General features: G+C 73.0%; 20 protein-coding genes. 9 read left to right on the top strand and 11 right to left on the bottom strand.

Annotated features, from left to right (window positions below):
- Positions 1-39 precede the first annotated feature (39 nt).
- The 4 genes from glmM to FIV43_RS00525 all read right to left on the bottom strand — a co-directional run bounded on the left by glmM (position 40) and on the right by FIV43_RS00525 (position 4,212).
- The gene (glmM, locus tag FIV43_RS00540) at positions 40-1,404 is read right to left on the bottom strand and encodes a phosphoglucosamine mutase (RefSeq protein WP_141012554.1); all 1,365 of its coding nucleotides are present in this window, start codon (positions 1,402-1,404) and stop codon (positions 40-42) included.
- A 184-nt stretch (positions 1,405-1,588) separates the two neighbouring features.
- Complete coding sequence (rpsI, locus tag FIV43_RS00535) at positions 1,589-2,092, bottom strand: 30S ribosomal protein S9 (protein WP_141012553.1); 504 nt, start codon at positions 2,090-2,092, stop codon at positions 1,589-1,591.
- A gap of 34 nt (positions 2,093-2,126) precedes the next feature.
- Positions 2,127-2,570, bottom strand: a complete 444-nt coding sequence (gene rplM, locus FIV43_RS00530; protein ID WP_141012552.1) for a 50S ribosomal protein L13 — start codon at positions 2,568-2,570, stop codon at positions 2,127-2,129.
- A 298-nt stretch (positions 2,571-2,868) separates the two neighbouring features.
- Positions 2,869-4,212, bottom strand: coding sequence for a GGDEF domain-containing protein (locus tag FIV43_RS00525; protein WP_181407632.1), 1,344 nt, complete (start codon positions 4,210-4,212; stop codon positions 2,869-2,871).
- Positions 4,213-4,480: 268 nt separating this feature from the next.
- On the opposite strand from FIV43_RS00525, the gene FIV43_RS00520 reads away from it, so the two are divergent.
- From FIV43_RS00520 to FIV43_RS00505, 4 genes are all read left to right on the top strand, one after another.
- Positions 4,481-5,770: a citrate synthase gene (locus tag FIV43_RS00520; protein WP_141012550.1), complete on the top strand. Its 1,290-nt coding sequence runs from the start codon at positions 4,481-4,483 to the stop codon at positions 5,768-5,770.
- Between the two features lie 41 nt (positions 5,771-5,811).
- A complete protein-coding gene (locus tag FIV43_RS00515; protein ID WP_141012549.1) occupies positions 5,812-6,411 on the top strand; it encodes an HAD family hydrolase in 600 nt (199 codons plus the stop codon).
- A gap of 295 nt (positions 6,412-6,706) precedes the next feature.
- Complete coding sequence (locus tag FIV43_RS00510) at positions 6,707-8,173, top strand: long-chain-fatty-acid--CoA ligase (protein ID WP_196780924.1); 1,467 nt, start codon at positions 6,707-6,709, stop codon at positions 8,171-8,173.
- Positions 8,174-8,331: 158 nt separating this feature from the next.
- On the top strand, positions 8,332-9,552 hold the full coding sequence (locus tag FIV43_RS00505) for a S1C family serine protease (protein WP_141012548.1): 1,221 nt from the start codon (positions 8,332-8,334) through the stop codon (positions 9,550-9,552).
- Between the two features lie 99 nt (positions 9,553-9,651).
- Here FIV43_RS00505 and FIV43_RS20725 read toward each other — a convergent pair whose 3' ends face one another.
- Together FIV43_RS20725 and FIV43_RS00500 are read right to left on the bottom strand one after the other, a co-directional pair.
- Positions 9,652-9,822, bottom strand: coding sequence for a DUF5302 domain-containing protein (locus FIV43_RS20725; RefSeq protein ID WP_181407631.1), 171 nt, complete (start codon positions 9,820-9,822; stop codon positions 9,652-9,654).
- 110 nt (positions 9,823-9,932) lie between these two features.
- A complete protein-coding gene (locus tag FIV43_RS00500; RefSeq protein ID WP_141012547.1) occupies positions 9,933-11,642 on the bottom strand; it encodes an ABC-F family ATP-binding cassette domain-containing protein in 1,710 nt (569 codons plus the stop codon).
- 227 nt (positions 11,643-11,869) lie between these two features.
- On the opposite strand from FIV43_RS00500, the gene FIV43_RS00495 reads away from it, so the two are divergent.
- The gene (locus FIV43_RS00495) at positions 11,870-12,400 is read left to right on the top strand and encodes a maleylpyruvate isomerase N-terminal domain-containing protein (protein WP_141012546.1); all 531 of its coding nucleotides are present in this window, start codon (positions 11,870-11,872) and stop codon (positions 12,398-12,400) included.
- Positions 12,401-12,434: 34 nt separating this feature from the next.
- On the opposite strand, the gene FIV43_RS00490 is transcribed toward FIV43_RS00495, so the two are convergent.
- The 4 genes from FIV43_RS00490 to truA all read right to left on the bottom strand — a co-directional run bounded on the left by FIV43_RS00490 (position 12,435) and on the right by truA (position 15,767).
- Entirely contained in the window at positions 12,435-13,481 is a 1,047-nt protein-coding gene (locus FIV43_RS00490) for an NAD(P)-dependent alcohol dehydrogenase (protein WP_141012545.1), read from the bottom strand.
- Positions 13,482-13,566: 85 nt separating this feature from the next.
- Entirely contained in the window at positions 13,567-14,232 is a 666-nt protein-coding gene (locus FIV43_RS00485) for an SIMPL domain-containing protein (protein WP_141012544.1), read from the bottom strand.
- A gap of 69 nt (positions 14,233-14,301) precedes the next feature.
- Entirely contained in the window at positions 14,302-14,904 is a 603-nt protein-coding gene (locus tag FIV43_RS00480; protein ID WP_141012543.1) for a class I SAM-dependent methyltransferase, read from the bottom strand.
- Entirely contained in the window at positions 14,901-15,767 is an 867-nt protein-coding gene (gene truA / locus FIV43_RS00475; protein WP_141012542.1) for a tRNA pseudouridine(38-40) synthase TruA, read from the bottom strand. The genes FIV43_RS00480 and truA overlap by 4 nt, the downstream gene beginning before the upstream one ends.
- A gap of 70 nt (positions 15,768-15,837) precedes the next feature.
- On the opposite strand from truA, the gene FIV43_RS00470 reads away from it, so the two are divergent.
- Both FIV43_RS00470 and FIV43_RS00465 read left to right on the top strand, forming a co-directional pair.
- Positions 15,838-16,782: a carbohydrate kinase family protein gene (locus FIV43_RS00470; protein ID WP_231123583.1), complete on the top strand. Its 945-nt coding sequence runs from the start codon at positions 15,838-15,840 to the stop codon at positions 16,780-16,782.
- Positions 16,779-17,693, top strand: a complete 915-nt coding sequence (locus FIV43_RS00465) for a pseudouridine-5'-phosphate glycosidase (RefSeq protein ID WP_269204049.1) — start codon at positions 16,779-16,781, stop codon at positions 17,691-17,693. The genes FIV43_RS00470 and FIV43_RS00465 overlap by 4 nt, the downstream gene beginning before the upstream one ends.
- A gap of 13 nt (positions 17,694-17,706) precedes the next feature.
- Here FIV43_RS00465 and FIV43_RS00460 read toward each other — a convergent pair whose 3' ends face one another.
- Positions 17,707-18,327 (bottom strand): hypothetical protein, encoded by a 621-nt coding sequence (locus FIV43_RS00460; protein ID WP_141012541.1) that lies wholly within the window; start codon positions 18,325-18,327, stop codon positions 17,707-17,709.
- An 86-nt stretch (positions 18,328-18,413) separates the two neighbouring features.
- Between FIV43_RS00460 and xseA the strand changes: the two genes are divergently transcribed.
- Positions 18,414-19,643, top strand: a complete 1,230-nt coding sequence (gene xseA, locus FIV43_RS00455) for an exodeoxyribonuclease VII large subunit (protein ID WP_141012540.1) — start codon at positions 18,414-18,416, stop codon at positions 19,641-19,643.
- Positions 19,633-19,887, top strand: coding sequence for an exodeoxyribonuclease VII small subunit (locus tag FIV43_RS00450; protein WP_141012539.1), 255 nt, complete (start codon positions 19,633-19,635; stop codon positions 19,885-19,887). Before xseA ends, FIV43_RS00450 begins: the two co-directional genes overlap by 11 nt.
- The last annotated feature ends 16 nt before the right edge of the window (positions 19,888-19,903 follow it).

Raw genomic sequence — 19,903 nt, 5'->3', positions numbered from 1 at the left:
ATCCCACCCGACCGGGGGCGATCCCGCCCTGCCCAGGGCTCAGAGCGCGAGGCGCTCCCGGACCACGTCGGCCAGCGAGGCGGCGACCGCGCTGGCCTTCTCCGAGGTCGGCGCCTCGACCATCACCCGCACCAGCGCCTCCGTGCCCGACGGTCGCAGCAGCACCCGGCCGGAGCCGGCCAGGTCCTCCTCCGCGGCGGCGACGGCGGAGAGCAGGGCCGGGTCGCTGCCGGCCCGCCCCTTGTCCACGTCGGCGACGTTGACCAGCACCTGCGGCAACCGGGTCACCACGGAGGCCAGCTCGGCCAGCGACCGTCCGGAGGCGGCCATCCGCTGCATCACGTGCAGTGCGGTGAGCACGCCGTCACCGGTGGTGGCGTGGTCGCGCAGGATCACGTGACCGGACTGCTCGCCGCCGAGGTTGAACCCGCCGGCGCGCATCTCTTCCAGGACGTAGCGGTCACCGACCGCGGCCTGCCTCACCGCGACGCCCGCCCGGTCCAGCGCCTGGATCAGGCCGAGGTTGCTCATCACCGTGGCGACCAGGGTGTCGGCCACCAGCCGTCCGCGCTCCTGCAGGGCGAGGGCCAGGATCGCCATGATCTGGTCCCCGTCGACGTCCTCGCCGGCATGATCGACGGCCAGGCAGCGGTCGGCGTCCCCGTCCAGGGCGAAGCCGGCATCCGCACCGTGCTCCACCACGGCGGCGCGGAGGTGGTCCAGGTGCGTGGAGCCGACACCGGCGTTGATGTTGAGCCCGTCCGGCGCGGCACCGATCGCGATCACCTCGGCCCCGGCGTCGGCGAGCGCCTTCGGGCCGACCACGCTGGCCGCGCCGTGGGCACAGTCGAGCACCACGCGCAGGCCGGCGAGCGGACGCTCCCCGTCCAGGGTGCCGACCAGGTGGGCGGCGTACTCCTCCACCGGGGGTCCGTAGGGGGTGACCCGGCCGACACCGGCGCCGGTGGGCCGGTCCCACTGCTCGCCGAGGCGGGCCTCGATCTCGTCCTCGAGCGCGTCGTCGAGCTTGACCCCGCCGCGGGCGAGGAACTTGATGCCGTTGTCGGGCATCGGGTTGTGCGAGGCGCTGATCATCACGCCCAGGTCGGCGCGGAGCCGGTCGGTCAGGAAGGCGACGCCCGGCGTCGGCAGCACCCGGAGACGGAGTACGTCGACCCCGGCGGAGGCCAGTCCCGCGACGATGGCGTGCTCGAGGAACTGCCCGGAGACGCGGGTGTCGCGGCCGACCACGGCGAGCGGACGGGTCCGCCCGGCCGGCGTCGGTCGCTCGTCGGTGTGGGCCACCAGCACCCGGGCGGCGGCGACGCCGAGTCCGAGCGCGAGGTCGGCGGTCAGCTGGCCGTTGGCCAGGCCACGGACTCCGTCGGTGCCGAAGATGCTCACGTGACTCCCTGGTTTCGCGGACGGTCGGGTCCGACGGTCGGGTCGGACGCGTCGGTCGGGTGGAACGCAGAACGGGACCACGACCGCGAGGCGGTGCGTGGTCCCGTTGCTGACGCCGGAGTGGCGTGCTGCGTTCCGTGCCGGGGTGCGTCGCAAGGCGACGGGCCCGACACGGAGCGCAGGATCAGCGCTTGGAGTACTGGGGCGCCTTGCGGGCCTTCTTGAGACCGGCCTTCTTGCGCTCGATGACCCGCGCGTCGCGGGTGAGCAGACCGGCCTTCTTCAGCGCCGGGCGGTTGGCGTCGATGTCGACCGCGTTCAGCGCGCGGGCGACACCCAGGCGCAGCGCGCCGGCCTGGCCGGTGATGCCGCCGCCGTGGATCCGGGCGATGACGTCGAAGCGGCCCTCGAGGCCGATGGCCACGAACGGCTCGTTGACGACCTGCTGGTGCAGCTTGTTCGGGAAGTACGAGTCGAGGGTGCGACCGTTGACGGTCCACTGGCCGGTGCCCGGCACGATGCGGACGCGGGCCACGGCCTCCTTGCGACGGCCGGTGGCAGCCGCGGGGGCGATCGTCGCGGGACGAGCGTCGACATCGGCCGACGCGGCGCTCTCGCTGGTGAAGGCGACGCCCTGCTCGTTGACGTCGTAGGTCTCCTCGACCTCGGTGTTGGTGGTTTCAGCCACGATGAGTCCTTTGTTCCTAGCTTCGGTCAACGAGTCACTGGGAGATCTTGGTGATCTCGTACGGAACGGCCTTCTGGGCCTGGTGGGGGTGGGCCGGGCCGTTGTAGACCTTCAGCTTCTTGATCATCTGGCGACCGAGGCGGTTCTTGGGGAGCATGCCCCAGACGGCCTTCTCGATGGCCTTGCGCGCGTCCTTGTCGAGGATCTCACCGATCGGGGTGGTGGTCAGACCGCCCGGGAAGCCCGAGTGGCGGTAGACCATCTTGTCGGTGCGCTTGGTGCCGCTCAGCGCCACCTTGTCGGCGTTGACCACGATCACGTAGTCGCCGGTGTCGGTGTTGGGCGCGAAGATCGGCTTGTGCTTGCCGCGCAGCAGGTTGGCGGTGGTGGTGGCCAGCCGGCCGAGCACGACGTCGGTCGCGTCGATCACGAGCCAGGCGCGCTCGATGTCGCCGGGCTTGGGAGCGTAGGTACGCATGCTGCGTTCACTCTCTGTTCGTTCGTGGCCCGTACGGGGATTCCCGTGCGGGGTCCTCCCGGCCGGATCTCACGATCCCGACCGTTCGGGCGACGTCCTCTGACGAACGCGGCCCGGCCCACCGCACCACGCCTCTCGACGTTGTGACCGGCGATCCGGGACTGCCCCGTGATCGAGCACGGGACGGCAGAGGACGCGACCACCAAGAGTACGGTTCGCCGCGTCGACGGGTCAAAACGGTGACCGCGCCCCGTGCCGAGCGCCCGGCCGCCGGGCCCACGGGGCGACCGCGCGCCCCTCACCCACCGGCCTCGACCCGGTTGCGGCCGTCCCGCTTCGCCCGGTAGAGCCGCCGGTCGGCCTCGACCAGCAGGGTCGAGAGCGACGGCGGCCCGTCCGGTCCGGCGAGCGCCACCCCGATGCTCGCGGTCACCGCACCCGCCGGCCCCGCGTCGATGCCGCGCAGCGCGTCGAGCACCCGGTGCGCCAGCTGGTCCGCCCGGGCGGCCCGCGCCCCGCTGACCAAAACCGCGAACTCCTCACCGCCCAGCCGGCCGACCAGGTCCTCGGAGGTGGTGACGTCGGCCAGGGCGACGCCGACGCTGCGCAGCAGGGCGTCGCCGGCATCGTGGCCGAACCGGTCGTTGACCGCCTTGAACTCGTCGAGGTCGACCATCAGCAGCGCCGCCGGGAGACCCTCGGCGTGAGCGGCGGCGAGGGCGACCTCGGCCGTGCTGACGAAGCCACGCCGGTTGCGCACCCCGGTCAGCTCGTCGTGCTCGGCGAGCACCCGGATGCTGCGCAGCAGGTCCTCGCGGGCCCGCGTCGCGGCCGCCACCATCAGGGGGCCCATCGAGGTCAGCGCCACCCCGAGCTGCAGCGAGACCTTCGCCGTGGTCCCGGCCGAGCCCATCCCCACGTCGAGCAGGCCGCTGCTCAACGCCATCAGGTTCCACTCGGTGGTCAGCAGGATCAGCACGGACGTCACGAAGACATCGCCGCGCAACGCACTCCACAGCAGCACCGGGACGCTGAACGCCAACGCTCCCGGACCGCCGACCGCGATGCCGGCGGCGAGCACCGGCACCAGGACCAGCACCGGCCCGAAGAGCGCTCCCCATCCCGAGCGTCCGCCCCGGCCCGGGGCGGAGGACACGTCGCCGGCCGGGACGGTGAGCACGACCGGGAGGATCGCCAGGTAGGTGGCGAACTCGGCGGAGAACCAGGTCTGCACGGCCGACCAGGGCGACAGGTCGAGCAGCAGCACCCCCACCGAGGCCCCGACCACCGCCGCCGCCAGCGCCGCGGCGGCGCAGACCACGATCAGCTCCAGCACCGCGCGGGGGTGCTCGAGCCGACGGGTCGACGGCGACCAGCGCCGGACCAACAGCACGCCGGCGACCACGCCGGCGAGGTTCGCGGCGCTCAGCCCCAGGGTGAGCAGCAGCCCCGACCCGGTGAGCAGGTCGGCGACGAGCAGCCCGGCCGCCGCCCCCACCCACACCGAGGTGACCCGCAGCCCGGGCCAGCGCACCAGGGCACCGAGCAGCAGCGCGTTCGCCGGCCAGAACGAGGCCAGCGAGTCCGAGGCCCGGGTCCAGATGCCGAAGAGGGCGGCCGCGAGGACCAGGACCAGCCCCACAGCGAGGCCGACGAGCTCTCGTCGCCCGCGGGGCGCCGTACGGACGGGCGGTGGGGGTGCAGCACCCGACGTCGTCCCGCTCCGCTGTCCCATCACGCACCTCTGTCCCGCGCGTCGCCACGCGTCTCCGCACGCCCCAGGCAGGGGTCCCCATACCCCTCGTGCGGGTCAGCGAGTCTAACCGCTGCACCGCGCCGCGCCCCCGTTCTGGTCGCGGAACGGGACACCACCTTCACGCTCGTGCAGGCGGAGGTCTACGGTGAAAGGCGTGACTGACTCTCTCACCGTTCGCGACAACCGCACCGGCACGGAGTACGAGATCCCGATCACCGACGGCACCATCCGTGCGGCTGACCTGGGGCAGATCAAGACGGCCGACGACCTCCCCGGCCTCGCGACGTACGACCCCGGTTTCGTCAACACCGCCTCCTGCCGCAGCTCCGTCACCTTCATCGACGGGGAGAAGGGCATCCTGGAGTACCGGGGGTACCCGATCGAGCAGCTGGCGGAGAGCTCGAACTTCCTCGAGGTCGCCTACCTGCTGATCCACGGCTCGCTGCCGAGCAAGGCGGAGTACGACGCGTGGGTGCACGAGATCACGTACCACACGTTCGTCCACGAGAACGTGAAGACCTTCATGCAGGGCTTCCGCTACGACGCCCACCCGATGGGGATGCTGATGGCCTCCGTCGGCGCGCTGTCGACCTTCTACCCCGAGTCGGGCCGGATCGACGACGCCGACAACCGGCACCTGCAGATGGTCCGGATGATCGCGAAGATGCCGACCCTGGGCGCCTGGTCGTTCCGCCACGCGCAGGGCAAGCCGTACGTCTACCCGGACAACGACCTCTCCTACGCGGAGAACTTCCTGTCCATGCTGTTCAAGATGAGCGAGGTCAAGTACGACCCCGACCCGCGCATCGCCAAGGCGCTGGACACGCTCTTCATCCTGCACGCCGACCACGAGCAGAACTGCTCGACCAACGCGGTGCGCTCGGTCGGCTCCTCCCAGGTCGACCCGTACTCGGCGGTCGCGGCCGGCATCGGCGCCCTCTACGGCCCGCTGCACGGCGGCGCGAACGAGGCGGTGCTGCGGATGCTGCGCCGGATCGGCAACAAGTCCGAGATCCCGGCCTTCATCGAGGGCGTCAAGAACGGCAACGAGCGCCTGATGGGCTTCGGCCACCGGGTGTACAAGAACTACGACCCGCGCGCCCGGATCATCAAGAAGGCCTGCGACGACGTCTTCGAGGTCACCGGGGTCAACCCGCTGCTCGAGGTCGCCCAGGAGCTGGAGAAGATCGCGCTCGAGGACGAGTACTTCGTCAAGCGCAAGCTCTACCCCAACGTGGACTTCTACTCGGGCCTGATCTACGAGGCGCTGCAGTTCCCGCCGGAGATGTTCACCGTCCTCTTCGCGATCGGCCGGACCCCGGGCTGGCTGGCCCAGTGGCTGGAGCTGGTCCAGGACAAGGAGCAGAAGATCGCCCGCCCGAAGCAGATCTACACCGGCGAGCGCACCCTGGACTTCGTCCCCCGCGAGCAGCGGTGGGCCTGAGCCAGAGCCCCACGCCCGCCACGACCCCGGCCACCCTCGCGGTGACCGGGGTCGTGTGGGATCTGGGCAACGTCCTCATCGACTGGGACCCGCTCGCCCCGGTCGCCGACGGTGTGGGTGAGGAGGAGGCGCGCCGCTTCTTCGCCGAGTTCGACTTCGGGCCGTGGAACCTGGCCTGCGACGCCGGGCGCCCCTGGTCCGACGCCCTCGAGGAGGTACGACGGACCGCCCCCCGGTGGCACGCCGCCGCCTCCGCGTACCACCGCAACTTCGCCCGCGCGCTGTCACCGAAGGAGGACTCGGCCGAGCTGGTCGCCGACCTGGCCGCCGCCGGGGTCCACCAGATCGGGCTGACCAACTTCTCCGCGGAGACCTTCCGCGCCCACGCGGACGGTCGCTTCCCGGTGCTGGCACACCTGCGCGACGTGGTCGTCTCCGGCGAGGAGGGCATCACCAAGCCCGACCCGCGGATCTATCGGCTCGCCGCGCAGCGCGCGGGGCTCACCCCGGACTCGCTGGTCTTCCTCGACGACGTCGAGCACAACGTGGAGGGGGCGCGAGCGGTCGGGATGGCCGGGGTGCGGTTCACCGACGCCGGGTCCGCCCGCCGCGCGCTGCGCGACCTCGGCCTCCCGGTCTGAGCCAGAAGCAACTGTCACAGCCCGGAGCCACCGGCACCGGGCACCAGCGGACCCCGCGGACCCCGTCCAGCGATCGGCACACCTGTCCGATTCGCTTGTGCCGGCGTGTGACCTCCACCACAATCACCGGGGTGACCTCCACGAGCGACCCCATCGCCCACGCCCCTGCCGATGCCTGGCCCCCCAGCACTCCCCCGGAGCCGACGTACGTCGACGACCGGCTGAACCACTGGGCGGCGGCCGACCCCGACGGCGAGGCGATGACCTACCTCGACCGGAGCTGGACCTGGCGCGAGTGGCACGAGCGCGTGCACCGCGCGGCGGGGGCCTGCGCGACCTCGGCATCGCCCGCGGCGACGTGGTCTCGTTCCTGGACAAGAACCACCCCGCCTGCGTGGAGATCTCCCTCGCCGCGGGGTCGATCGGCGCGGCGAACGCGATCATCAACTGGCGCTCGGCCGGCGACGAGATCGACTACGCGGTCAACGACTCCGGGGCGCGGGTGCTCTTCGTCGGCGCCGAGCTGATGCCGACCATCGAGGCGATCCGGGACCGGCTGCCCAAGGTGGAGCGGATCATCTCGGTGACCCCGGACGGCGCACCGGGCGACGAGTACGAGCAGTTCCTGGCCGACGCGCCGGTCGTCGAGGACGGGCCGGACGTCCTCGAGGACGACGTCTGCCTGATCATGTATTCCTCGGGCACCACCGGACGCCCCAAGGGCGTCATGCTGACCCACCGCAACATGGTCAGCCACACCGTCAACGCCCACGACGGCTGGGGTTTCGACGAGGGCGACAAGTCGATGGTGGCGATGCCGCTCTTCCACGTGGGCGGCTCCTCCTACGTCCTCTTCGGCATCCACGACGGCGTGCCCAGCGTGATGACCCGCGAGCCCGATGCCGCCTCGCTCGCCGGCGCGATCCTGGCCGGCGCCAACCGGACCTTCCTGGTGCCGGCGGTGCTCGCCCAGGTGCTCCAGGCGGGCCCGGACGCGGTCAAGCTCTTCGGGGCGCTGAAGACCTACACCTACGGGGCGGCGCCGATGCCGCCGCCGCTGCTGCGGGCCGCGATGGAGGCCTGGCCGGACACCGACTTCATCCAGGTCTACGGCCTCACCGAGGTCGCCGGCGTGGCCACCCACCTGATGCCCGAGGACCACCGCAACGCGGAGGCCGACGGCCACCCCGAGCGGCTCCTCTCCGCCGGCAAGGCGATCCCGGAGGTCGAGGTGCGGATCGTGGACCCCGCCACCGGCGAGGACCAGCCGACCGGCGAGCACGGCGAGATCTGGCTGCGCACGCCGCAGCTGATGACCGGCTTCCTCAACAAGCCGGAGGAGACCGCGAAGGTGGTCACCGACGACGGCTGGTTCAGGACCGGGGACATGGGTCACGTGGACGCCGGCGGCTACGTCTTCGTCTCCGACCGGCTCAAGGACATGATCATCACCGGCGGTGAGAACGTCTACTCCCCCGAGGTCGAGCGGGTGCTCTCCGAGCACCCCTCCGTCCTGGAGGTGGCCGTGATCGGCGTGCCCGACGAGCGTTGGGGCGAGGCCGTGAAGGCGGTGGTGGCGCTGAAGGAGGAGGGCGCCGTCACCGGCGACGAGCTGGTCGCGTGGACCCGGGAGCGGCTGGCGCACTTCAAGGCGCCGAAGTCCGTCGACATCATCGAGGCGCTGCCCCGCAACCCCACCGGCAAGATCCTCAAACGCGACCTGCGCCAGCCGTACTGGGACGGCCAGGCGCGCCAGGTCTGAGGAACCCGAGCCGGCGCCCGCGCCGCCGACCCGAGAAGCGCGGCACGTCGCCCCCGGGAGCACCTGCTCCCGGGGGCGACCGCGTCCCGGCGCAACCTTGAACCAACACTCACCACGATCTCAGCCCACTCACAGACGGGGTCGGCACAGTGGTGGACATGAGTCAGGCAGCACCCCCGCCACTGCTTCCCCCGCCGCCCCCGCCGCAGTCCTCCCCGGCCGGGCGACCGGGACGTCTTCGGAAATCAGGGTTCGCCGCCGCCGTGCTCGGCGGTGCCCTGGTGGTCGGGGGTGCCGCCGGACTCGGTGGTGCCGCCGCGTGGTCGGCGATCGACGACGACGCCGCCACCGGCGGTCACCAGAGCGCGAGCTCGTCGCTCAACGTCAGCGACACCGGCGACCGGCCGGCCGCCGACGGGAGTGTCGAGTCGGTCGCCGCGGCAGTGCTGCCCTCGGTGGTCAAGCTCGACGTGAGCGCAGGCGGCTCGGACGGCTCCGGCCAGGCCGGCAGCGGCTCCGGCGTCGTGCTCAACGGCGACGGCCTGATCCTGACCAACGACCACGTGGTCAGCCTGGCCGGAGCGGTCGACCCGGAACAGACCACGATCACCGCCTCGTTCAACGACGGCACCCGGACCAAGGCGACCGTGGTCGGCACCGACCCGCTCACCGACACCGCCCTGGTGCGGGTCGACGACGTGGACGGCCTCACCCCGATCACCATCGGCAAGTCGGCCAACCTGGACGTGGGCGAGCAGGTCGTCGCCATCGGCTCCCCGTTCGGCCTGGACTCCACGGTCACCAGCGGCATCGTGAGTGCCCTGGACCGCCCGGTCGGGGTGGGCCAGGACGAGGCCGGCAACACCACCGCCTACCCGGCGATCCAGACCGACGCCGCGATCAACCCCGGCAACTCCGGCGGTGCCCTGGTCGACATGGACGGCAACCTGGTCGGGATCAACGCCTCGATCCGGACCGCCGGCAGCACCACCGGCGGCGAGTCCGGGTCGATCGGGCTCGGCTTCGCGATCCCCGTCGACGAGATCGTCCCGATCGTCGACGAGCTCGAGTCCGGCCAGCCGGCCACCCACGCCCGGCTCGGCATCGAGGTCACCGACGCCGCCGCCCAGGGCGGCGCGACCGTCAGCGAGGGAGCGGTGATCCGCAACGTCAGCGACGACTCCGCCGCGGACGACGCCGGGCTCGCCGACGGCGATGTGATCACCGGCGTGGACGACCACCAGATCGCCGGCGCCGACGCCCTGGTCGCCACGGTGCGGGCCTACCGCCCCGGCGACACCGTCAGCGTGACGTTCCAGCGCGGCGACCAGGAGCGGACCACCGATCTCGAGCTCGGCTCGGACGCCACCAGCTCCTGACCACAGGACCGGGCGTCGCGCCACACGACGCCCGCCGAGGGCCTGCCGCTGCGAGTCCGCAGCGACAGGCCCTCGGTCGCATCCGCGGGCCGCGGGCTCTCAGGCCCCGCCGCCCCCGGCCTTGCGCCGGTGCATCTTGGGCGCCCCGCCGACGACCTCCGAGCCGTGCGCCTTCTCGTGCACCGGGCCGTCCTCGTGGACGCCCTGCTCCTGATCGTTCTTCCTGTCCAGCGCTTCGCGCATCTTCGCCTTGAGGTCTTCGTTGGTCATGGCGTCCTGCCTTCCGCTCGGAACCTGGGCTCCACCGTCGCATCTCAGCGCCGTGATGGGAACCGGTTTGTCTCCCGCGGCGCCGTCCCGAACCGGTCCACGTCCGGGCGTCATCGCGTCCGGGCGACCCGTCCCTCGTCCCAGACCGGGTCGTGCGACTCGTAGACCGAGCCCTCCGCACCGAACACGCAGTAGCGGTCGAAGCCGCGAGCGAACCAGCGGTCGTGGGTCACCGCGACCACGGTCCCCTCGAAGGACTCCAACCCGGTCTCCAACGCCTCGGCGGACTGCACGTCGAGGTTGTCGGTGGGCTCGTCGAGGAGCAGCAGGGTGGCGCCGGAGAGCTCGAGCAGCAGGATCTGGAACCGCGCCTGCTGGCCGCCGCTGAGCGCCTCGAACGGCTGCTCGGCGGCGCCGGCGAGCTCGTAACGGTCCAGCACCCGGCTCGCGGCCTCCCGACCCATGCCCTGGCGACCGTCCGTCGTGCCGTCGCCGCGGTGCAGGATCTCCAGCAGCGTGCGACCGCTCAGCTCGGGGTGCTCATGGGTCTGCACGAACCACCCCGGCCGCACCCGGGCACCGAGTCGGGCGCGCCCGCGGTGCGCCACCGGCGCGACGGCGACCTCCCCGACCGGGCGCTGGCCGACGTCCGGGTCGGTCCCGCCGGCGGCCAGCAGCCGGAGGAAGTGGGACTTGCCCGACCCGTTGGAGCCGAGCACGGCCACGCGCTCGCCGTACCAGATCTCGAGGTCGAACGGCTTCATCAGGCCGGTCAGCTCCAGGTCCTCGCAGACCACCGCGCGCTTGCCGGTGCGGCCGCCGCGCAGCCGCATCGTCAGGTCCTGCTCCCGGGGCTGCTCGGTCGGCGGCCCCGCCTCCTCGAACTTGCGCAGCCGCGTCTGGGCGGCCTGGTAGCGCGAGGCCATGTCGGCGTTGTAGGCGGCCTTCTGCTTGTACATCAGCATCTGGGCGCGCAGCTTGGCGTGCTCCTCGTCCCAGCGCTTGCGCAGCTCGGCGAAGCGGGCGAAGCGGTCCGTGCGCGCCTGGTGGTACGACGCGAAGCCGCCCGGGTGCGTCCAGACCCGGTTGCCGCCGCCCCCGGCACCGAGCTCCACGGTGACCACCCGGGTCGCCGCGTTGGCGAGCAGCTCGCGGTCGTGGCTGATGAACAGGATGGTCTTCTCCGAGGCGGCGATCCGCTCCTCCAGCCAGATCTTGCCCGGCACGTCGAGGAAGTTGTCCGGCTCGTCGAGCAGCAGCACCTGCTCCGGCCCGGCCAGCAGGTACTCCAGCACCACCCGCTTCTGCTCCCCGCCCGACAGCGTGCGCAGCTCACGGTGGCGCGCCCGGTCGAAGGGCACGCCGAGGGCACGCACGGTGCACACGTCCCAGACCACCTCGATGTCGTAGCCACCCGCGTCGGCGTAGTCGGCGAGCGCCGCGGCGTAGGCGATCTGGGTGGCCTCGTCGTCGGTGTCCATGAGCAGCAGCTCGTGGCGGTCGACCTCGGCCGCGGCGCGGCGTACCGGGTCGGGGGCGAGGTCGAGCAGCAGGTCGGCGACGGTGGGCGGATGGCCGTCGCGGCCCGGGACCCGGTCGACCATCTGGCGCATCACGCCGAGGCCTCCGCTGCGCACCACCGTCCCGGCGTGCGGGGCCAGCTCTCCGGTGATCAGCCGCAGCAGGGTGGTCTTGCCGGCGCCGTTCGCGCCGACCAGCGCGACCTTCGCCCCGTCGCCGACACGGAAGGAGACCTCGTCGAGCAGCACCCGCCCGTCGGGCAGCTCGTAGCGCACTCCGCCGACGTCGACATGACCCACGTCGGCCGATTCTCCCCGGTCATCGCCCGCACCGCACCTGAGATTCGTCCCGGATGCTGCAAGGATCGACGCATGCCCGACGTACCGGAGTGGACCGACCTGCTCGACGCGGCGATCGACGACTTCGTCGAGGTCGTCGCCGCCGCCCCCGACCTCGCGATCCCGGTGCCCGCCTGTCCCGAGTGGACCCTGGCCGGCCTGGTGGAGCACGTCCGCGAGGTGCACTGGTGGGGGCGCACGCGATCACCGAGCGCAACCCCGACGGCGTCGTACCACCGGTCGGACTCGACCGGGACGCGCTGGTCTCCGCCTACGTCTCCGCCGCCGAGCACCTGCTCGACGTGTTGCGGGACGCCGAGCCGCATGCGGAGGCGTGGACCTTCGGCAGCGACCGGACGGTCGGGTTCTGGCGGCGGCGGCAGGTGCACGAGGTCACGCTGCACCTGCGCGACGCCCTGGGTGCCCTGGGACGCGAGGCGGAGTGGCACATCGACCCCGAGCTCGCCTGGGACGGCGTCGCCGAGGTGGCGACGATGTTCTATCCGCGCCAGGTCCGCCTGGGCCGCACCGAGCCCCTGGCCGGCACCCTGCGGCTGGAGGCGACCGATCTCGACGAGACCCTTGACCTCGGCACCGGCGAGCCGTACGGCGTCGTGGCCGGCCCCGCCGCGGACGTGCTGCTGACACTGTGGGGGCGCCGGGCGCCGCAGGACCCGGCCGCCGCCGACCTGCTGGGAGCCGCCGCGATCACCCCGTGAGGCGCACGGCCGATCACCCAGCGGCCGCCGAGGCTCAGCGCCCCGGTGCGACCACCGCCCGGGCGCTGAGCTCGCCCGCCTCGAGCCGACGGTAGGCCTCGAGCGCGTCGTCGAGCCCGAAGATCTCCACCTCGGGCACGATCCGTCCGGCGCGGTAGAGCGCGACGACCTCGTGCAGCTCCTCGATCGTGCCCCAGTAGGTGCTGGTCAGCTCGACCTCGTAGGGCACCCCGTAGAAGTTCCAGGAGTAGCTGCCGTTGCCGATCCCGACGACGGTCACCCGGCCGCGCAACCCGACCGTCTCCATGGCGAGCTTGATCGTCGGGTCGATGCCGACGAAGTCGAAGACCGCGTCCACGCCGCGCCCACCGGTCAGGTCGCGGATCGCGGTGGCCTGGTCCGGACCACCCGGCACCGTCACGGCTCCGGCCTCCTCCGCCCGCTGCATCGCCTCCGGCTTCATGTCGGTGGCGATCACCGTCGCCCCGGTGAGCGCGGTGAGGATCTGGACCCCCAGCTGACCGAGCCCGCCCAGGCCGATCACCAGCGCGTGCTTGCCGCCTCCGGCCAGCGCCGGCAGCGACTTCTTGATCGCGTGGTACGGCGTCAGGCCGGCGTCCGACAGCGGCGCGGCCGCCACCGGGTCGGCGTCACCCAGCGGCACCAGGTTGCGCGCGGGGACGGTGAGGTACTCGGCCATCCCGCCGTCCCGGCCCAGGCCGGCGGCGAGGTAGGGCATCGTCGCCGCGTTCGCGCAGTAGGTGTCCTGGCCCCGCGAGCAGGCGGCGCAGTGGCCGCACCCGATCGGCCCGTAGACGAGGAAGGCATCGCCGGTGTCGATCCCGCTGACCCCCTCGCCGAGCTCCTCGACCCACCCGGAGTTCTCGTGGCCGAGCACGAACGAGGGCTTGAGCTGGGGCGGTCCGAAGTCCGCGGAGAACTCGCGGAAGACGGCGACGTCGGAGTGGCAGGCGCCGGCGCCGGCGACCTTCAGCAACACCTCCCCGGGGCCCGGGGTCGGCTTCGCGACCTCCTTCAGGACGGGGTCCGACTGGTACTGGTCGAAGACGACGGCGCGCACGGGCTGACCTTTCGCAGATGGATCGGTCCGTTCAGCGTGCCACGCCGCCACGGCCGGTGGAAGGCTGGAGCTGGCTCCGGAGGGCTCAGCCGGTGGTGAACCGGGCCTCGACGTCGGCGCGCACCTTGACGTCGGCAGGCACCAGGTCGGGGTCGCTCCCGCCCGCTCCGGCTGCGGCGCCGCGCGCGAAGGCGACCGGCCCCTCCCCCGGCCCGGTGCCGGTGCCGAGCATGCCGGTGTCCGCCAGCGCCACCGGCCGGAGCGGTCCGAGCTCCAGCGCGTCGGCGTAGTGCTGGGCGCGGGTCCGCGCATCCCGTACGGCGCGGGTGCGGGCGTCCTGCTCCAGCTCGACCCGGCGCGCCTCGGTCAGCGCCCACACCACCCGGCCGAGCGTGAAGCCCTCGGTGCCCTCGACGTGCCCGCTGAGCCAGCGCGACAGCACGGCGAAGTCGCGGAACTTCACCTCCAGCCCGACCGACGCGTGGTGCACCAGCGGCAGACGCTTGCCGTCCTTGTTCCACGGGCGGTTCGCCCAGGTGCGGATCTCCTGGGTGTTCCACCAGGTCACCGGCCCCTGCCCGGGGTCGTGCAGCGGCTGCACCGTCGACCGGACCAGGTCGAGGGCCCGGACGGTCCGTTCGAAGACGGGCTGGATCGCCGGCCCCTCGAAGGACACCGTCGCGTGCACGGTGCCGCGCTCGGGGGCGCAGAAGTGCTCGAAGGAACCGCGCACGGTGATCTCGGTGGTCATGGTCCCAGTCTGGCCGATCGCTGGATCCGGTGGCCCCGGGCCGCCCCGGGCCGCCCCGGGCCGCCCGGCCTACTCCTGCCGGTCGACCTCGAGCACCCGGAAGCCCTTCGCGCTGGCCAGCCGCCGGGTCGGGTGGCCCTGCTCGCCCAGCCAGCGCTGCAGCGAGTCGGCACCGAGGTTCTTGCCGACCACCAGCACCGCGCGACCCTCCGGCGCCAGCCGGGGCAGCCAGCGCAGCAACAGCTCGTGCAGCGCCTGCTTGCCGATCCGGATCGGCGGGTTGGACCAGATCTCGTCGAAGACCGCGTCGGCGGGGACCTGGTCGGGCTCCACCGCCCGGTAGCGGTCGGCCACGCCGAGTCGCTCCGCGTTCTCGGCGGCCAGCAGCAACGCGCGTCGGTTCACGTCGACCGCCGTCACCCGCGTCGTCGGCCGGGCCAGCGCGCAGGCCAGGCCGATCACTCCGTAGCCGCAGCCGAGGTCGAGGATCCGTGGGCCGGCCGGCGGCTCGGTCTCCCGGAAGAGGACCGCGGTGCCGACGTCGAGCCGCCCCTGGGCGAAGACCCCGGAGCCGCTCACCAGGTCCAGGTCGAGGTCCCAGACCCGGGCCCGGACCGGTGCCCGCTGGAACGGCGCGCTCGGGTCGGCGGAGAAGTAGTGGTCCTCACTCATCGGGTCCCCTCCCGGTCCTCGGGCTCGGCCAGCAACGGATCGCTACGACGTGCCGAGGTCTGTCCGACCCGCTCGGCCAGCTGCGCGGCCGGTGGATAGCCCACCTGCTCCAGCGTCAGCCCGTGCGCGGCGACCACGACCACCCCCGGGTCACGGCGCCGTCCGGCGAGGATCTCGCCCGCCCATGCCGGGTCCTTGCGTCCCTCACCGACCGCGATCGAGCAGCCGACCAGGGCGCGCACCATCGAGTGGCAGAACGCATCGGCCCGGACGTGGCCCAGCACGGTGCCGTCCGGCTCACGGGTCCAGCCGAACTCCTGGAGCGTGCGGATCGTGGTCGCGCCCTCCCGCTGCTTGCAGAAGGCAGCGAAGTCGTGGAGTCCGAGCAGTCGGCCGGCGGCGGCATCCATCGCCTCGACGTCGAGCGTCCGCGGCCAGGTCAGCACGTGCCGTCGGCGCAGCGGGTCCACCCGGGCCGGATCGTCCACGATCCGGTAGGCGTAGCGCCGCCACAGGGCGGCGAAACGGGCGTCGAAACCGGCCGGCGCGACCTCGACCCGCCGCAGCCGCAGGTCCGGGTCGAGCACCCCGTTGACCCGGCGCAGCAGCAGGTCCGGTCGTTCCGCGACCCGTTCGCGCAGGCCGGACGGCTGGTCGGGCAGGTCGCAGTGGGCGACCTGCCCGCGGGCGTGGACGCCGGAGTCGGTCCGCCCCGCGCAGGTCACCTGCAACGTGCCCGGCTCGAGACGCAGCACGGTGTGCAGCGCCGCGGTCAGCTCGCCCTGGACGGTGCGCAGACCGGGTTGGGTCGCCCACCCCTTGAACTCGGTGCCGTCGTAGGCGAGGTCGATCCGGATCCGCACCCGCCGAAGCCTATGCCCGCTCCGCCGCCCGCACGGACGCCCCTCGGGCAGGAGGCTCTACGGTGGGCGCGTGGAGACGGGCAGCGACCGGGACGGGCCGGGGACGGTCGTGGGCGTGGGGGGCGACGCGGTCCTGGTCGTCGGCGGGGCCAACATGGACGTCAAGGCCCGGTCGGCCGCCCCGTTGGTCGCCGCCACCAGCAACCCCGGCCGCACCCACCTCAGCCCCGGCGGGGTGGGGCGCAACATCGCCGAGAACCTCGCCCGGCTGGGCCGGACCACCCGGCTGGTCACCGTGGTCGGCACCGACCACCTCGGCGACGACCTGCTCGCCCGCACCGCCGCCAGCGGCGTCGACGTCCGGGCGGTACGGCGCACCCCGGACCACCCGACCGGCACCTACACCGCGGTCCTGGACGACGCCGGCGAGCTCGCCGTCGCGGTCTCCTCGATGGCGGCGGTGGAGACCCTCACCCCGGTCGACCTCCCCGCCGACCTGGTCGCCGGCGCCGGGCTGGTCGTGGTCGACGGGAACGTGTCGGCGGCCGTGGTCGCGCACGTGGTGACGACCGCGTCGGCCTGCCGGGTGCCGGTGGTGCTCGACCCGGTCAGCGTGGCGAAGGCGGCCCGGGTGGCGTCGTACCTGGGTGGGTTGGCGATGGTCACCCCGAACACCGACGAGCTCACCGCCCTGGCCGGCACCGGTGACCGCGATGCCGCCCTGGCCGCGCTGCACGCGCGCGGCGTCGGCACCGTCTGGCTCCGCTCGGGTCGCGACGGCTCCCGGTTGAGCACCCCGGACGGCACCGCCGTGCTGGCCTCGGTCCCGGCCCGCGCGGTCGACGTGACCGGGGCCGGTGACGCGATGCTGGCCGCCTACTGCCATGCCCTGCTCGACGGCGCCGACCCGGTCGACGCCGCCCGCTACGGCCACGCGGCCGCCGCCCTCACCGTCGCCACCACGGCGACGGTGCACCCCGACCTGTCCGACGACCTGGTGAGGAGCCTGTTGTGAGCCACCCGATGCTGCAGATGACCGAGGAGGTCGCCACCGCGCTCGCCGACGGCGCGCCGGTGGTGGCGCTGGAGTCGACCATCATCAGTCACGGCATGCCCTACCCGCGCAACGTCGCGATGGCGCGCGAGGTCGAGGAGATCGTCCGCGGCGAGGGCGCTGTGCCGGCCACCATCGCGGTGCTCGACGGCGTCCCCCGGATCGGGCTCGGCGACGAGGACCTGGAGCTGCTCGGCTCGCACCCGGACGTGGTCAAGGTCAGCATCCGGGACCTGCCCTACGTGGTGGGCCGCGGCCTGCACGGCGCCACCACGGTGGCGGCCACCATGCGGCTGGCCGCGCTCGCCGGGATCCGGGTCTTCGTCACCGGCGGGCTGGGCGGTGTGCACCGGGGCGCGAGCGCCACGTTCGACGAGTCGGCCGACCTGGTCGAGCTGGCGACCAGCGACGTGGCCGTGGTCAGCGCCGGGATCAAGTCGATCCTGGACATCGGGCTCACGCTGGAGCGGCTGGAGACCCTGGGGGTGCCGGTGGTGGTCCACGGCAACGACGAGTACCCGTCGTTCTACTCCCGCTCGTCGGGCCACGCGGCACCGATGCGGGTCGACACCGCCGCCGAGGTGGCGTCGATGATGCGGGCCAAGTGGGGGTTGGGGCTCTCCGGCGGGATGGTGGTCGCCGACCCGATCCCGGTCGCGGACGAGATCCCCGCCGACGAGATCGCCACGGTGATCGACCGCGCGCTGGCCGAGGCGGACGAGCGGGGCATCCGCGGCAAGGAGATCACCCCGTTCCTGCTCGGCCGGATCGTGGAGCTCACCGATGGGGCGTCACTGACCGCCAACATCGCGCTGGTCCGCAACAACGCACGCACCGGAGCGGCGATCGCCCGGGCCTACGCCGCGTTCTGACCGACTCCTCGGCTCACGGACAGCCGTTCTCGTAGACCTCGAACCAGGAGCTCCGCGGGCCGGTGGTGCCGTCCGTGCCTCCTTCCACCACGCACACGTAGTCCCCCTCGGGCTCCTCGTCGCCGACGGCGTCCTCACCCACCACCGGCCGGTAGGTGGGCTCCCCGGCGTCCTCGCCGGCCCCGTCGTCGACGTCGACCGGCACGAAGCTGACGTCGCGCCCGACCTCGTCAGTGACCAGGACTGCCAGGTCAGCGGTGGAGACCGACACCTGCCGGCTCCCGATCTCGATCGCGGCGCGCCGGGTGGCGTCGTAGAGCTCACCGTCGGTGACCAGGATCCGATCGGCCGTGGCGAACGACGCCAGCACGACGAGACAGACCGTGATCCATCGGATCCACCGGATCAGCAGCCGGGTGGTCGGCGGCGCCGTCCCCTGGTCCTCCGGCGGTGCCGCACCGGGCCCGTCGCCGTCGGGTGCCGGAGCGCCCGCCGCGGCGGCGTCGGCCCGGGCCCAGCGTCGCGCCGACGCCCGCAGCTCGGCCGCTTCACGCAGGTCGTGCAGGAATCCGTTGCCGACCAGGGTCAGCACGACGGCGACCCCGGTCAGGATCCACCACAGGCTCAGAGGCATGCCCCCAACCTCCCCCGTGGTCCGTGGCGGAAACGCGGCACCCGGCCGTGCGTGGATGGGTCGGGTGGAGCGCATAGTCTCGCCCCGTGGCCCTGGAGACCTCCCCGGAGAAGCCGGCACCGGTCCGGCAGATCGCGAACGCGATCTCCGGGTGGGTGGACCGGCTCGGTGTGGTGTGGGTCGAGGGCCAGGTCGCCCAGCTCAACCGCCGCCCCGGGATGGGCACGGTCTTCCTCACCCTGCGCGACGCCGTGGCCGACGTGTCGGTGACGGTCACCTGCTCGCGGGTGCTGTTCGACAGCCTGGAGACGCCGGTGACCGAAGGCGCCAGCATCCTGATCCAGGCCAAGCCGTCCTACTACGCCAACCGCGGCACGCTGTCGCTGCAGGCGCGCGACCTCCGTCTGGTCGGGCTCGGCGAGCTCCTCGCCCGGTTGGAGCAGCGTCGCCAGCTGCTCGCCGCCGAGGGTCTCTTCGCCCGTGAGCGCAAGCGTCCCCTGCCGTTCCTGCCCGGGTCCGTCGGCCTGGTCACCGCGCCCGGCTCCGCGGCGGAGCGCGACGTGCTCGAGAACGCCACCCGCCGCTGGCCCGGCGTCCGGTTCACCACCGCCTACGCCACCATGCAGGGCACCCGGTCCGCCGCCGAGGTCATCGAGGCCGTACGACGCCTCGACGCCGACCCGGCGGTGGACGTGATCGTGGTGGCCCGCGGAGGCGGCTCCGTGGAGGACCTGCTGCCGTTCTCCGACGAGGGGCTGGTCCGGGTGGTGTCGGCGCTGCGCACCCCGGTGGTCTCCGCGATCGGTCACGAGCCGGACACGCCGCTGCTCGACCTGGTCGCCGACGTCCGCGCCTCGACGCCGACGGACGCGGCCAAGCTGATCGTCCCCGACATGGCCACCGAGTCGGTCGGGCTGACCCACGCCCGGGAGCGGCTGCGGCGCGCGATGGGCGGATGGCTGGAGCGCGAGCAGACGCTCGTCGACACCATCCGCGCCCGACCCGCGATGGCCGACCCGCACGTGCTGCTCGACGACCGCACCGGCGAGCTCACCGCCTTCCGGGAGCGGATGCGACGCAGCCTCGGCCACCGGCTGGACCGGGCCGCGGACGACATCGGTCACCACCGGGCCCGTGCCCGCGCGCTCTCCCCGCTGGCCACCCTGCAGCGCGGCTACGCGGTCCTGCAGGACGGCGACGGGCACGTCGTCACCAGCACCGCCGGGCTCGCCCCGGACGCTGCGCTCAGCGTCCGGGTGGCCGACGGCCGGATCCACGTCACCACCACCGCGATCGAGGAGATCGATGAGCACTGAGACCCCCACCCCGCCGACCGACGCGGACGAGCCGGCGCCGTCGTACGAGGAGGCTCGGGCCGAGCTGGTCGAGGTGGTGCAGAAGTTGGAGACCGGCGGCACCACGCTCGAGGAGTCGCTGGCGCTCTGGGAGCGCGGCGAGGCGCTGGCCACGATCTGCCAGGAGTGGCTTGACGGCGCCCGCGAGCGGCTGGACGCGGTGATCGGGGCCGACGCGGGCGAGGACTCCGGCGACGAGGACTGAGCGCGGCGGGTGCGCC

This window comes from Nocardioides sambongensis (assembly GCF_006494815.1).
Classification (GTDB): domain Bacteria; phylum Actinomycetota; class Actinomycetes; order Propionibacteriales; family Nocardioidaceae; genus Nocardioides; species Nocardioides sambongensis.
The sequence above is the reverse complement of the archived record's forward strand: the minus strand, read 5'-3'. Positions and strand labels throughout refer to the sequence as shown.

Excerpts from the sequence above, each read along its gene's own strand:
- rplM (WP_141012552.1), bottom strand. The coding sequence starts at position 2,570 with ATGCGTACCTACGCTCCCAAGCCCGGCGACATCGAGCGCGCCTGGCTC.
- FIV43_RS00505 (WP_141012548.1), top strand. The coding sequence starts at position 8,332 with ATGAGTCAGGCAGCACCCCCGCCACTGCTTCCCCCGCCGCCCCCGCCG.
- FIV43_RS20725 (WP_181407631.1), bottom strand. The coding sequence starts at position 9,822 with ATGACCAACGAAGACCTCAAGGCGAAGATGCGCGAAGCGCTGGACAGG.
- FIV43_RS00485 (WP_141012544.1), bottom strand. The coding sequence starts at position 14,232 with ATGACCACCGAGATCACCGTGCGCGGTTCCTTCGAGCACTTCTGCGCC.
- FIV43_RS00480 (WP_141012543.1), bottom strand. The coding sequence starts at position 14,904 with ATGAGTGAGGACCACTACTTCTCCGCCGACCCGAGCGCGCCGTTCCAG.
- FIV43_RS00460 (WP_141012541.1), bottom strand. The coding sequence starts at position 18,327 with ATGCCTCTGAGCCTGTGGTGGATCCTGACCGGGGTCGCCGTCGTGCTG.
- FIV43_RS00450 (WP_141012539.1), top strand. The coding sequence starts at position 19,633 with ATGAGCACTGAGACCCCCACCCCGCCGACCGACGCGGACGAGCCGGCG.